This is a genomic window from Streptomyces sp. NPDC003042, assembly GCF_053591315.1.
In genome coordinates this window covers 1-12,917 of the sequence record NZ_JBSFTP010000041.1, presented here as the reverse complement: position 1 = coordinate 12,917, position 12,917 = coordinate 1, and the positions used below count along the sequence as shown (strand labels likewise).

Annotated in this window: 14 protein-coding genes; 6 read left to right on the top strand and 8 right to left on the bottom strand. The window is 71.5% G+C overall.

Annotated elements, in window-relative coordinates:
* Window positions 1-131: 131 nt before the first annotated feature.
* Window positions 132-1,358: a L,D-transpeptidase gene (locus ACWDYJ_RS20600; protein WP_451567014.1), complete on the bottom strand. Its 1,227-nt coding sequence runs from the start codon at window positions 1,356-1,358 to the stop codon at window positions 132-134.
* A 193-nt stretch (window positions 1,359-1,551) separates the two neighbouring features.
* Complete coding sequence (locus ACWDYJ_RS20595; protein ID WP_451567013.1) at window positions 1,552-1,836, bottom strand: hypothetical protein; 285 nt, start codon at window positions 1,834-1,836, stop codon at window positions 1,552-1,554.
* 164 nt (window positions 1,837-2,000) lie between these two features.
* On the opposite strand from ACWDYJ_RS20595, the gene ACWDYJ_RS20590 reads away from it, so the two are divergent.
* On the top strand, window positions 2,001-2,315 hold the full coding sequence (locus ACWDYJ_RS20590) for an LPXTG cell wall anchor domain-containing protein (RefSeq protein ID WP_451567012.1): 315 nt from the start codon (window positions 2,001-2,003) through the stop codon (window positions 2,313-2,315).
* A 75-nt stretch (window positions 2,316-2,390) separates the two neighbouring features.
* Here the strand turns inward: ACWDYJ_RS20590 and hutH are convergent, their stop codons facing one another.
* The 5 genes from hutH to ACWDYJ_RS20565 all read right to left on the bottom strand — a co-directional run bounded on the left by hutH (window position 2,391) and on the right by ACWDYJ_RS20565 (window position 8,289).
* Complete coding sequence (gene hutH / locus ACWDYJ_RS20585; protein WP_451567058.1) at window positions 2,391-3,932, bottom strand: histidine ammonia-lyase; 1,542 nt, start codon at window positions 3,930-3,932, stop codon at window positions 2,391-2,393.
* Window positions 3,933-4,036: 104 nt separating this feature from the next.
* The gene (locus ACWDYJ_RS20580) at window positions 4,037-5,164 is read right to left on the bottom strand and encodes a diguanylate cyclase domain-containing protein (protein WP_451567011.1); all 1,128 of its coding nucleotides are present in this window, start codon (window positions 5,162-5,164) and stop codon (window positions 4,037-4,039) included.
* Window positions 5,165-5,295: 131 nt separating this feature from the next.
* A complete protein-coding gene (locus ACWDYJ_RS20575) occupies window positions 5,296-6,099 on the bottom strand; it encodes an enoyl-CoA hydratase-related protein (RefSeq protein WP_451567057.1) in 804 nt (267 codons plus the stop codon).
* 28 nt (window positions 6,100-6,127) lie between these two features.
* Complete coding sequence (locus ACWDYJ_RS20570; RefSeq protein ID WP_451567010.1) at window positions 6,128-7,294, bottom strand: adenylate/guanylate cyclase domain-containing protein; 1,167 nt, start codon at window positions 7,292-7,294, stop codon at window positions 6,128-6,130.
* A 128-nt stretch (window positions 7,295-7,422) separates the two neighbouring features.
* Window positions 7,423-8,289: a biotin--[acetyl-CoA-carboxylase] ligase gene (locus ACWDYJ_RS20565; RefSeq protein ID WP_451567009.1), complete on the bottom strand. Its 867-nt coding sequence runs from the start codon at window positions 8,287-8,289 to the stop codon at window positions 7,423-7,425.
* Between the two features lie 130 nt (window positions 8,290-8,419).
* Between ACWDYJ_RS20565 and ACWDYJ_RS20560 the strand changes: the two genes are divergently transcribed.
* The 4 genes from ACWDYJ_RS20560 (at window position 8,420) to ACWDYJ_RS20545 (ending at window position 11,140) form a co-directional block, all read left to right on the top strand.
* On the top strand, window positions 8,420-10,006 hold the full coding sequence (locus ACWDYJ_RS20560) for an acyl-CoA carboxylase subunit beta (protein ID WP_451567008.1): 1,587 nt from the start codon (window positions 8,420-8,422) through the stop codon (window positions 10,004-10,006).
* Between the two features lie 28 nt (window positions 10,007-10,034).
* The gene (locus ACWDYJ_RS20555; RefSeq protein WP_451567007.1) at window positions 10,035-10,250 is read left to right on the top strand and encodes an acyl-CoA carboxylase epsilon subunit; all 216 of its coding nucleotides are present in this window, start codon (window positions 10,035-10,037) and stop codon (window positions 10,248-10,250) included.
* 77 nt (window positions 10,251-10,327) lie between these two features.
* Window positions 10,328-10,462, top strand: a complete 135-nt coding sequence (mmpB, locus tag ACWDYJ_RS20550) for a morphogenic membrane protein MmpB (protein ID WP_451567006.1) — start codon at window positions 10,328-10,330, stop codon at window positions 10,460-10,462.
* Window positions 10,463-10,507: 45 nt separating this feature from the next.
* Window positions 10,508-11,140, top strand: coding sequence for a Maf family protein (locus ACWDYJ_RS20545; RefSeq protein WP_451567005.1), 633 nt, complete (start codon window positions 10,508-10,510; stop codon window positions 11,138-11,140).
* On the opposite strand, the gene ACWDYJ_RS20540 is transcribed toward ACWDYJ_RS20545, so the two are convergent.
* Window positions 11,121-11,591, bottom strand: a complete 471-nt coding sequence (locus tag ACWDYJ_RS20540; RefSeq protein ID WP_451567004.1) for a hypothetical protein — start codon at window positions 11,589-11,591, stop codon at window positions 11,121-11,123. The two genes, ACWDYJ_RS20545 and ACWDYJ_RS20540, sit on opposite strands and share 20 nt — an antisense overlap.
* Before the next feature lie 376 nt (window positions 11,592-11,967).
* Between ACWDYJ_RS20540 and ACWDYJ_RS20535 the strand changes: the two genes are divergently transcribed.
* Window positions 11,968-12,917: acetyl-CoA carboxylase biotin carboxylase subunit (locus ACWDYJ_RS20535; RefSeq protein ID WP_451567003.1), on the top strand; the 950-nt coding region annotated here is incomplete at its 3' end.

Here is a 12,917-nt window from a genome sequence, read left to right as displayed (position 1 = left end):
GCGGGTAAGAGTCCGATGAGAAGCCCGGCCGAGGAGACCTGCCGGACCTGCCGAGGAGACCTGCGAAAAGACGGACGGCGGGGAGCCCGTGCAGGGCTGCCCGCCGTCCGTCGGCGTTCTCAGAGGGGGGTTCAGGAGGCCGCGCCGGCCTTCCACTCCGCCCAGTTCATGTTCCAGCCGTTGAGGCCGTTGTCCGCCTTGATGACCTTGTCCGGGGAGTTCACCACGGTGACCACGTCGCCGATGAGCGAGTTGTCGAAGAACCACGCACCGGGCTGGTTCGGGTCGTTGGCGCCCTTGGCGTCGTTCAGCCCGACACAGCCGTGGCTGGTGTTCACGCTGCCGAAGACCGAGTCGGCTCCCCAGTAGTTGCCGTGGATGAAGGTGCCGGAGGTGGACAGCCGCATCGCGTGCGGGACGTCCTTGATGTCGTACTCGCCCTTGCCGTCGCTGTCCTTGAAGCCGACGGTGGCGCCGTCCATCCGGGTCTCCTTGAACTTCTCGGAGATCACCATCTGGCCGTTGTACGTCGGGTTCTCCGGGGAGCCCGCCGAGATCGGGATGGTCTTGAGGACCGCGCCGTCGCGGGTGACGACCATCGTCTTCGCCTTCACGTCGACGGTGGAGACCTGGCTCCGGCCGACCTTGAAGGTGACGGTCTTGTTCTGGACGCCCTGGATGCCGGGCGCGCCCTGCACGCCTTCCAGCGCCAGCTTCAGCGTGACGGTGGAGTTCGCCTGCCAGTACTGCTCCGGGCGGAAGTCGAGCCGCTGCGAGCCGAACCAGTGGCCGACGACTTCCTGGCCACTGCTGGAGGTGACGTTGATGGCCGCCTGGACGGCCTTCTGGTCCTTGATCGGCTTGTTGAAGGTGATCGAGACTGGCATGCCGACGCCGACCGTCTGGCCGTCGTCCGGGATGAACGAGCCGACGAAGCTGTTCTCCGGGGAGACGGTGGTGAAGGAGGCGTTCTCGTGCGCCTCGCGGCCGGCCTCGTCCTTCGCCGTCGCCGACAGGGCGTACTTGGTGGAGCGCTTCAGCGCGCCGTCCGGCTTCCAGCTCTTGCCGTCGGCGGCGATCTTGCCCGCCACGGCCGTGCCCTCGGTGCTCTTCAGCTCGACCTTCGTCAGCGTGCCGTCACTGACCGTCACGTTCGCCGCGTCGTTGAGACCGACGTTGGTGGCGCCGTCCTTGGGCGCGATGGCTATTCGGGCCTTGGACGTGTCCTTGGCCGCCGCCGCGTCGACATCCGCCTGCGACTTGCCGGCCTCCGCGCTGCCCTGCGGCTTCTCGGTGCCCCCGTCGTTGCAGGCCGAGAGCATCAGTACGCCACCGAGCACGGCGGATATGGCCACCATGGACCTCGTCCGCCGTTTGCTGTACGTCCTCACACGTCACTCCATCGTTGCCGTCGCAGTCCCAAGGACACCGGCCCGAGGGTGCCTTCCCGGGACGGGCGCGGGCAGGGGGCGAACCCCCTGCTCGTCACTGACAACGCGTTGACGACGCGGTTCGGTTCCACATTCCCTTCGAATGTGGGCAACCCCACGGTCAGGCGTTGTCGGCCTCTTCTTCGAAGTCCCCATCTTCCTCGTCCATGTCCCACTCCAGGGACTCGGGGTCGTATTCGACCGGTTCACTGCTCCACGAGGCCTGCGCCAGTTCCAGTCCCGGCAGCTCCGCGACCAGGTCAGTGGGGTCGACGAGGTAGGCCAGCGCCTCCGACTCGTCCTCCCGCACGGCCGATTCGGCGTGTCCGCGCTCCTCGTCCGGCATGAACTCGTCGGCCTTGATGTGCTCGAGCGCGGCGCTGATGAGCGCCTCGGAGTCGGACACCTCCAGCACCAAATCAACCCGAAGCCGTACGTATCGTGATGTCTCAGAAGGGTTCATACGACGGAGAGTAAGCCCGCGACAGCCTCGACTTTCCCGCGACCCGCCCCTTTCACTAGCATCTGCGCACACGGCCAATTCGCTGCTGCCCCAAGGGGGATCGCACCGTGTCCGCACGTCGACCGCTGTTCACCGCTCTCGGAGCGACCACCCTCCTCGCCGCCCTCTGGTTCGTCCCCTCGGCGAACGCCACCGCACCCGGGCACTCCGCGAGCCCTTCCGCCGCGCCCGCAGCCGCCAACACGGGCAACACCGGCACGGTCACCGGCGTCGGTACGGGTTCGACCCCGGCCGTCGTCCCCCTCACGCTCGCCGACACCGGCAGCACCGACACCGCCCCGTACGTCATGGCCGGCACGCTCTTCCTCGGCCTCGGGGCGGGCTTCGTGACCTTCTCCGTACGCCGCTCCCGCACCCTGTGAACGACTGTGCCCCCGGAGGATCGGATCCTCCGGGGGCACGGCCTCACACGGCGCCGCTCGGCCGCGTGACGCCCGTCAGGCGAGCGGTCCCGTCACCGGCTCCACCGCCGCGACCAGCGCGCCGGCCCGCACGAACGCGTCGGCGGCGGCCAGGTCGGGGGCGAGGAAACGATCCGGCCCGGGCCCCTGCACACCCGCCGCCCGCGCCGCCGCGATGGCGGCCTGGCTGGCCGGCGCGGGGGTCAGCCCGTGGCGCAGCTCGATGGCCCGGGTGGCGGCGTAGAGCTCGATCGCGATGATCCGGGTGAGGTTGTCGATCGCCGTACGCAGCTTGCGCGCGGCCGACCACCCCATGGAGACGTGGTCCTCCTGCATGGCCGAGGACGGGATCGAGTCGGCGGACGCCGGCACGGCGAGCCGCTTCATCTCGCTGACCAGGGCGGCCTGCGTGTACTGGGCGATCATGAGGCCGGAGTCGACGCCGGCGTCGTCCGCGAGGAACGGCGGCAGGCCGTGGCTGCGGTTCTTGTCGAGCAGCCGGTCGGTGCGGCGCTCGGCGATGGAGCCGAGGTCGGCGGCGGCGATGGCCAGGAAGTCGAGCACGTAGGCGACCGGGGCGCCGTGGAAGTTGCCGTTGGACTCGACGCGCCCGTCGGGCAGCACCACCGGGTTGTCGACGGCGGCGGCCAGTTCGCGGGAGGCCACCAGCGCGGCGTGCGCCATGGTGTCGCGGCCCGCGCCGGCGACCTGCGGGGCGCAGCGCACCGAGTAGGCGTCCTGCACGCGCGGCGCGGACTCCTCCTGGAAGTGCCCGGTGAGCCCGGAGCCCTTGAGCACGGCGGCCATGTTGGCGGCGGAGGCGCCCTGGCCGGGGTGCGGCCGGATGGCGTGCAGCTCGGGCGCGAGCACCTTCTCGGTGCCGAGCAGCGCCTCCAGGGTGAGGGCGGCGGTGATGTCGGCGGAGGTGTAGAGCTTGCGGAGGTCGGCGAGGGCCATGACGAGCATGCCGAGCATGCCGTCGGTGCCGTTGAGGAGGGCGAGGCCCTCCTTCTCGCGGAGCTCCACGGGCTCGATCCCGGCCTCGGCGAGCAGCTCGCCGGCCGGGCGGACGGCGCCGTCCGGGCCTTCGGCGTCGCCTTCACCCATCAGCGCGAGCGCGCAGTGGGAGAGCGGCGCGAGGTCGCCGGAGCAGCCGAGGGAGCCGTACTCGTGGACGACGGGGGTGATCCCGGCGTTCAGCACGTCGGCCATGGTCTGGGCGACGGAGGGCCGTACGCCGGTGTGCCCGGAGGCGACGGTCTTCAGGCGCAGGAACATCAGGGCGCGCACGACCTCGCGCTCGACGCGCGGGCCCATGCCGGCGGCGTGCGAGCGGACGATGTTGCGCTGGAGCTGCGCGCGCAGCTCGGGGCTGATGTGCCGGGAGGCGAGGGCGCCGAAGCCGGTGGAGACTCCGTAGACGGGCTCGGGCTTGGCGGCCAGGGCGTCGACGATCTCGCGGGCGCGGCCGAGCGCTTCCAGCGCCTCGCCGGACAGCTCGACCCGCGCGTTGCCGCGGGCGACGGCGATGACGTCCTCGGCGGTGGTCCCGGACGTTCCCACCACGACAGTGTGCATATCCATATTCAGCACCCTACGGACTGAATCCCTTCATGTCACTAGCCAACGTGTCACGATCAAGTCCTACGAGTAACCCTTACGAGTCAGCTTCCCGAGCATCATCACGAGCCATCCTCACGGCGACCCCGGAAGCGACGGCGTTCACCCGGGACCTCCTGCGCCGCGGCGTCCGCGAGCCGCACCACGGCGGTGTCCCGTCCGGCCACCACGGGCTTCGGCAGGCGCGCCGCCTTGGCCTTGTACTGGGCGGCGTCCGCCAGCCGGAACAGTCGCCGCGAGGAGGTCACCGGCCCGATCGAGTCCCCGGTGGAGGCCACCCCGCAGGCCGCCCCCTCGCCCAGCTCCAGCTCGGCGGCCCGCAGGCAGACCTCCTCGGTGACCCGTACGACCTCGTCCGCCGGCGGGCCCACGCTCACCAGGCAGAACTCGTCACCGCCCAGCCGCGCCACCAGCGAGCCCGGCAGCATGGCCCCGCACAGGCTCAGCACGGACCCGAACCGCTCCAGCAGCCGGTCGCCGGTGGCGTGGCCGAGGGTGTCGTTGACCTTCTTGAGCCCGTTCAGGTCGCACACCACCAGGCTCACCACCGCCCCGGTCCGCCGGTGCTCCTCCAGCGCCTCGTCGAGCCGCATGTCCACGGCCCGCCGGTTGGCCAGGCCGGTCAGCGGATCGGTGAAGGCGAGGCGCCGGGCCTCCTCCAGCCGGTCGCTCTGCGCCAGCCCGGCGGCCACGACGGCCGCCAGCACGGTCGCGAACTCGGCGTCGTCGTCGTCGAAGTCCGGGAGGCCCTCGTCCCGGGCGACGTACAGCTCGCCCCAGGCCCGGCCGCTGAGCACGATCGGCGCGACCACGCAGGTTCCGCGCCCGCGCAGGCGCAGGGCCTCGCCCCGCCGCCCCGGCCGGTCGCCCACGGCGCTCTCGACCCAGGCGTGCGGTCCGCCGCCACCGGCCCACAGCTCGTGCAGGAACTCGGTGATCTCCGGGAAGTCGTGCACGGGATAGGACTCGTCCTCGGGGAACTCCTCCTCCCCGGCCCGCCGCTCCCCCTCGTTCACCAGGACCCGCAGCCGCCCGCGCTCGCGCTCCCACGCGGAGACGGCGGCGAACGACCCGTCCATCGCCACCCGCGCCCCGCGCGCGGCCGCCCGCAGGCTGTCCCGCGGCGCGCACGCCGCCGCCATGGCCTGCGCGAGGCCCACGACGGCTCGCAGCCGCCCATCAACTCCCATCACCCCAGATTAGGGAGTTTTATCCGATTTAGTGACAATGGGCGCGACTTTCGGTACAACCAAGATCACGAACGGTGACGGCGTGACGCCCCGGCCCGAGTCGGCCCTGCTCGCCCCTACTCCCCCGGCCCCTACTCCCCGGGCCACTGCGGACGGCGCTTCTCGTTGAACGCGGCGACGCCCTCGGCCCGGTCCCCCGAGAAGGCCACCGCCCGCCACGCCGCGTCCTCGATCTCCAGCCCGGCCGCCAGGTCCATCCCGTGCCCCAGCCGCAGCGCCCGCTTCGCCGCGCGCAGCCCGACCGGGGAGTTCGCCGCCATCTGCCCGGCCAGGGCAAGGGCCTGCGTACGGTCCTCGCCCGCCGGAGCCACCGAGTCCACCAGCCCCAGGGCAAGCGCCTCGGCGGCCTCCACCCGGCGCGCCGTGAAGATCAGCTCGGCGGCCCGCGCCGCCCCGACCCGGCGCGGAAGCAGCTGCGTACCGCCACCGCCCGGGATCACGCCGACCGACACCTCCGGCAGCCCGACCACCGCCGTCTCGTCGGCCACGATCACATCGCAGGCCAGCGCCAGCTCGAAGCCGCCGCCCAGCGCGAAGCCGTGCACCGCCGCGATCGTGGGCATCGGCAGCTCCAGCACGCCGCCGTAGGCCGCCCGGGCGGTCGGCCGCTGCCGCACCAGCTCGGCGTCCGACAGCGCGTTGCGTTCCTTGAGGTCGGCACCGACACAGAACGCCCGCTCGTGCGTGGAGGACAGGACGACCACCCGCGCCGAAGCGTCGGCGGCCAGCGCCGCGCACGCCGACCCGATCGAGCGGGCCATCTCCGTGGAGACCGCGTTCATCGCCTTCGGGCGGTCCAGGACCAGCTCCGCGACGGCCCCGTCGTCACCGTGCCGCCGCACCGCCACGAATTCCCCGAAACGGACCTCGTCCACAGCCACGGCACTCTCCCCGGAAAAACGGTTAACGAACGTTACCCGGGATCTTAGGCGTCCGCCGCGTCAGCGACCAGGGCTCCACGACACCCAGCCCGCGCACGGGCCGCTGCCACATCGGCTGGAGCGCGAAGCGGTACGCGCCGCCGCCCTCCTCCAGCTCCGCCGACTTCTCCGACACCGGCGCGGCCCCGGACCGGCCGAGCTCCTCGGCCATCGCCCCGTCCACCAGCACCGCGTCCTTCGGCGCTATCGACGTCAGCCGGCTCGCCAGGTTCACCGTCGTGCCGAAGACGTCGCCCATCCGCGTCGTCACCGTGCCGAAGGCGATCCCGACCCGCAGCTCGGGCATCTGCGGATCCGCCCCCATCGTCTCGATCAGCCGCAGCGCGATCTCCGCCGCCGTGGCCGCTTCGTCCGCCGCGTACAGCACCTCGTCGCCGAGCGTCTTGATCAGCCGCCCGCCGTGCGCGGCCACCAGGTCCGCCGCCGTCGTCTCGAAGGCCTCGACCAGTTCGCCGAGCTCCTCCTCCTCCAGCCGCCGCGTGAGCCGCGTGAAGCCGACCAGGTCCGCGAAGCCCACCGCGAGCCGCCGGTCGACCATCTCCTCGTCGTCCGCGACCTGCACCACCCGCCCGGTGGCGGCCGCCAGCTGGCGCCGCCACACGTAGACGAGGAACTCCTCCAGCTCCGGCAGCAGCAGCTCGACCAGCGGGTACGTGACCTCCGTACGGGTCATGCCCGGCTCCGGCGGCTCCGTCAGACCCTCCAGGAAGGAGTCGATCTGCCATTCCGCCAGCCGGGCGGTCGTCTGCCCGGTCGACCGCGCCACCTGCACCGCCATCGGCTCGGACAGCAGCCCGGCCTCCACCAGACCGGCCAGCCGGCGCAGCGCCAGGACGTCCGCCTCCGTCAGGGCCTTGGCCTGGCCGATGTCGGCGAAGCCCATGGCCCGCCAGAAGCGGGAGGCCAGCTCCATCGAGACGCCGGCGCTGCGGGCGGCCTGGAAGGGCGTGTACCGGCGCTCGGCGCCCAGGATCAGCTGCTCGAGCCGGATGGCGAGCGGATCGGCCGTCGGCTGGGCCGTGTGGTCGACCTCGTGGTGCGGAGTGTGCTGGTCCCGCCCGATCGGAGTACCGGGACCGGTCGCGGAGCCGGACCCGGCCGCGCTGGACGTAGAGTCGTCGACGGTCAAGGGCCGCCTCCTGTCCATTCCGTGCGCACTTCCGAATCGGGTGATCACCGGCAGTACCGGATCGCCTAAACCATACGGCAGGTGTGCCGTAGCTCACTCCCCTTGCCGGAGCCCGGTTCGCCTCCGGGTCAGTGGAGCGACCTCAGGTGGACCACGTCGCCCGCGCCCACCGCCTCCCGCTCCCCCGCGACCGTACGGATCACCAGGCGGCCGTCCGCGTCCACCGCTTCGGCCGAACCGGTGAGGGTCCGCCCACCCGGCAGGTCCGCCCGGACGTGCTTGCCGAGGGTCGCGCAGTGCGCCGCGTACGTCTCCTGCAGCCCGCTGGCCCCCGGGTCTCCGCCCGCCTCGCGCCAGTTCCCGTACCACTGCTCCAGCGACCGCAGCACGGCCTTGAGCAGCGGCTCCCGGTCCGTCACGATCGCCCCGGCCAGGGCGAGGGACCCGGCGGTCGGTACGGGGAGCTCGTCCTCGGTGAGGGTGACGTTGAGGCCGATCCCCATGACGACACCCCCGGGCACCCGCTCGGCCAGGATGCCGCCGGTCTTGCGCTCGTGGCCCTGGACGCTGACCAGCAGGTCATTGGGCCACTTGAGGTGCGTGTCCACGCCCGCCGCCCGGGACAGCCCGGTCGCGGTGGCCACCCCGGCCAGCAGGGTCAGCCACCCCCACCGCTCCTCGGGCACGCCGGCGCCCGGCTTGAGCAGCACCGAGAAGAACAGCCCGGACCGGGCCGGCGCGACCCAGCTGCGCTCCAGCCGCCCGCGCCCGGCGGTCTGCTCCTCGGCGACGAGCACGGCCCCCTCGGGCAGCCGCTCGGCGCGCGCCGCGAGATCGGTATTGGTGGACCCGGTGGAGCCGACCACCTCCAGGGAGGTCCACAGCCCACCGTCGACGACGAGGGCCCGCTGAAGCGCGGCGGTGTTCAGGGGCGGCCGGTCCAAGCTGGACCAACGACCTGCGGAAGCTCCGCCTGAAGCATCTGATGGAGTCATGCAAGCCAGACTAGGTGTGTCATACGCCGCACTGCCGAGCGCCATGCCCGCCGATACGCTACGCACCAGTAGCCAGCCGCAGTCAATCAATTGACCAGGCAGTTGACACCACACAGGGAGCCGCGCCCCGATGTCACAACCCTCAGAGCCGATCGACATGCACACGACCGCGGGCAAGCTCGCGGATCTGCGGCGCCGAGTCGAGGAAGCCACCCATGCGGGCTCCGAGCGCGCCGTGGAGAAGCAGCACGCCAAGGGCAAGCTCACCGCGCGTGAGCGGGTGGCGCTGCTGCTGGACGAGGGGTCCTTCGTAGAGCTGGACGAGTTCGCCCGGCACCGGTCGACCAGCTTCGGGCTGGAGAAGACCCGCCCCTACGGCGACGGCGTCGTCACCGGCTACGGCACGGTGGACGGCCGGCCCGTGGCCGTGTTCTCGCAGGACTTCACCGTCTTCGGCGGAGCCCTCGGCGAGGTCTACGGCCAGAAGATCATGAAGGTGATGGACTTCGCGCTGAAGACGGGCTGCCCGCTCGTCGGCATCAACGACTCCGGCGGCGCCCGCATCCAGGAGGGCGTCAGCGCGCTCGGGATGTACGGCGAGATCTTCCGCCGCAACGTGCACGCCTCCGGCGTGATCCCGCAGATCAGCCTCGTCGTCGGGCCCTGCGCGGGCGGCGCGGTGTACTCCCCCGCCATCACCGACTTCACGGTGATGGTCGACCAGACCTCGCACATGTTCATCACCGGCCCGGACGTCATCAAGACGGTCACCGGCGAGGACGTCGGTTTCGAGGAGCTGGGCGGGGCGCGCACCCACAACAGCACCTCCGGCGTGGCGCACCACATGGCGGGTGACGAGAAGGACGCGATCGAGTACGTCAAGTCACTGCTGGCGTACCTGCCGTCGAACAACCTCTCCGAGCCGCCCGCGTTCCCGGAGGAGGCGAGCACCGAGGTCTCCGGAGCCGATCTCGAACTCGACACGCTGATCCCCGACAGCGCCAACCAGCCGTACGACATGCACACCGTGATCGAGCACGTAGTGGACGACGCGGAGTTCCTGGAGACGCAGTCGCTCTTCGCGCCGAACATCCTGACCGGCTTCGGCCGGGTCGAGGGCCACCCGGTGGGCATCGTCGCCAACCAGCCGATGCAGTTCGCCGGCTGCCTGGACATCGACGCCTCGGAGAAGGCGGCGCGGTTCGTCCGTACGTGCGATGCCTTCAACATCCCGGTGCTGACGTTCGTCGACGTTCCGGGCTTCCTGCCCGGCACCGACCAGGAGTACAACGGAATCATCCGGCGCGGCGCGAAGCTGATCTACGCGTACGCCGAGGCCACCGTCCCCCTGATCACGGTCATCACCCGCAAGGCCTTCGGCGGCGCCTACGACGTCATGGGCTCCAAGCACCTGGGCGCCGACCTCAACCTGGCCTGGCCCACCGCGCAGATCGCCGTGATGGGCGCACAGGGCGCGGTGAACATCCTGCACCGCAGGACCATCGCGGAGGCGGACGATGCGGAGGAGACGCGCGCGCGGCTGATCACCGAGTACGAGGACGCGCTGCTCAACCCGTACACGGCCGCCGAGCGCGGTTACATCGACGCGGTGACCATGCCGTCCGAGACCCGGGCCCACGTGGTGAAGGGGCTGAGGCAGCTGCGGACCAAGCGGGAGTCCCTGCCGCCGAAGAAGCACGGCAACATCCCCCTCTAGCCCCATCCAGACCCGCCAGGAGGTCTCTGTGGTGATCAAGGTCGTCAAGGGCAATCCGACCCCCGAGGAGCTGGCCGCCGCACTGGCGGTGGTCCAAGCGCGCGCGGCGGCGCTGGCCTCGGCTCCGTCGGGCGCGCCCCGGGTACGGGACGAATGGGCCTCGCCGGCCCGGGTCGCCGGGCGGCGGATGCCGCAGCCCGGGCCGCGCGCGTGGGGCCGTACGTACTGGCCCGGCCAGGGCTGAAGATGGCGTGAACGGACGGTGGCGCTTGAGTACTCGTACTCAGGCGCCACTCCCGTCCCCGGGGCCAGGATCGGAGCATGCTCTGGTCAGACCCGAAGAACGAGCCGCCGAAGGACATGCGCGCCGCCCAGGCCATGCTGCGGCGGCTGGTCGTCGTGCTCGCCCTCGCGATGGTGGTGGGGGTGTACGTGCTCGGCGTGCCCCCCTTCTGAGAGCGGCGCGGGGGTGGGGCGGGGGCCGGCGGGGCCCGCCCTACGATGGCCCCCATGACCGAAACCCCTCTGCCTGAAAGCGGGCGACGCACGCTCGTCCTCGCCTCCGCCTCCCCCGCCCGCCTGAACCTGCTGCGGCAGGCCGGACTCGCCCCGCACGTGATCGTCAGCGGGGTCGACGAGGACGCGCTGGACGCGGACACGCCGGCCGAGCTGGCGCTGCTGCTGGCCGAGGCGAAGGCGGCCGTCGTGGCGGCCCTGGACGAGGCCAAGGGCGCGCTGGTGATCGGCTGCGACTCGGTGCTGGAGCTGGACGGCGAGGCGCTGGGCAAGCCGGCGGACGCGGCGGAGGCCACCGCCCGCTGGAAGTCGATGCGCGGGCGGTCCGGCGTACTGCGCACCGGGCACTGCGTGATCGACACGGCGAACGGCCGTCAGGTCTCGGCGACGGCGTCCACGACGGTCCGCTTCGGCGAGCCGACGGACGCGGAAGTGGCCGCGTACGTGGCGAGCGGCGAGCCGCTGCACGTGGCGGGGGCGTTCACCCTGGACGGGCTTTCGGCGCCGTTCATCGACGGCATCGACGGCGATCACGGCAATGTGATCGGGCTCTCGATGCCGCTGCTGCGCTCCCTGCTGGGGGAACTGGATGTGTCCATCACGGATTTGTGGGCTTGAGCTTTCCGAGCGGCACGGGCGGGGCGGGCGGCGCGGGCGGGGCGTCCTGAGGTGCTGCGGGCGGGGCGGCGTAGAGCATCAGGCTCAGGACGAGCAGGCACAGGATCACCATCAGCGCCGCGAAGACGGCCCAGCCCGCGAGGCCGACGGCGAGCGTGCCGAGCAGTCCGTGGGTGACGGCCGCGGTGATGAGCACGACGCGGGCGAAGCGGCCGGGCGCGCGGTCCCGTACGGCGGCGACGGCGAGGAGTGCGGCGCACAGCAGGAGGAAGGCGCCCATGGCCGCCCCCAGGCCGTACGTCGCCTTGGACATGACGTCCGGGTCGCTGCCGGCGATGGACATCGACTGGTTCGCGGTCGTCGCGCCCAGCACGACATGGACGAGTACGAGCACCGCCGCTTCCGCGACGAGCACGAGCGCGGTCAGCCCGGCCACGAGTCTGCGCAGCACGACGCCCCCATCCCCACACGCCACAAGCATGTTCGACGCCCTGGAGGCTACTAACGAGTAAACCTGTGGACAAGGGGCGAGGGCCGCTTCGTTACGGGAGCGCACCGTGACGGCTCTCACGCAAAGAATGCATAGGCCGTTCGTAGGGACTCCACAAAGAATCAGCGGGGGCCGCTGACCGGGGGAACAGAGACCTCCGCCGTACAACGGGGTTACTGTGCAGTCGGGGATCTCCCTGACCTGGGGCGACACACGGGCTTTTGGAGTCGAGCCTGCATCGAATCACGCTCCGTGTGGGCAAGCTCACCACCGGAGAAGGGTCGAAAGGCCGTGTCGGCTGTCCCTAAACTCAGCTTGTTTCAAGGAGGGAGCCATCGTGCGCAAGGTGCTCATCGCCAACCGTGGCGAAATCGCTGTCCGCGTTGCCCGGGCCTGTCGGGATGCCGGGATCGCGAGCGTAGCCGTCTACGCCGATCCGGACCGGGACGCTCTGCATGTCCGCGCGGCAGACGAAGCTTTCGCGTTGGGCGGTGACACCCCGGCCGCCAGCTACCTCGACTTCGCGAAGGTCCTGCAGGCAGCGGCCGACTCCGGAGCGGACGCCGTCCACCCCGGATACGGCTTCCTGTCGGAGAACGCCGAATTCGCCCAGGCCGTCATCGACGCCGGCCTGACCTGGATCGGCCCGCCCCCGCAGGCCATCCGCGACCTCGGCGACAAGGTCGCCGCCCGCCACATCGCCCAAAGGGCCGGAGCCCCCCTGGTCGCCGGCACCCCCGACCCCGTCAGCGGGGCCGACGAGGTCGTCACCTTCGCCCGGGAACACGGCCTGCCCATCGCCATCAAGGCCGCCTTCGGCGGCGGCGGCCGCGGCCTCAAGGTCGCCCGCACCCTCGAAGAGGTCCCCGAGCTCTACGACTCCGCCGTCCGCGAGGCCGTCGCCGCCTTCGGCCGCGGCGAGTGCTTCGTCGAGCGCTACCTCGACAAGCCCCGCCACGTCGAGACCCAGTGCCTGGCCGACACCCACGGCAACGTCGTGGTCGTCTCCACCCGCGACTGCTCCCTCCAGCGCCGCCACCAAAAGCTGGTGGAGGAGGCTCCCGCCCCGTTCCTGAGCGAGGCCCAGAACGCCGAGCTGTACGCCGCCTCCAAGGCGATCCTGAAGGAAGCCGGCTACGTCGGCGCCGGCACCGTCGAGTTCCTCGTCGGAACCGACGGGACGATCTCCTTCCTGGAGGTCAACACCCGCCTCCAGGTCGAGCACCCGGTCACCGAAGAGGTCGCCGGCATCGACCTGGTGCGCGAGATGTTCCGCATCGCCGACGG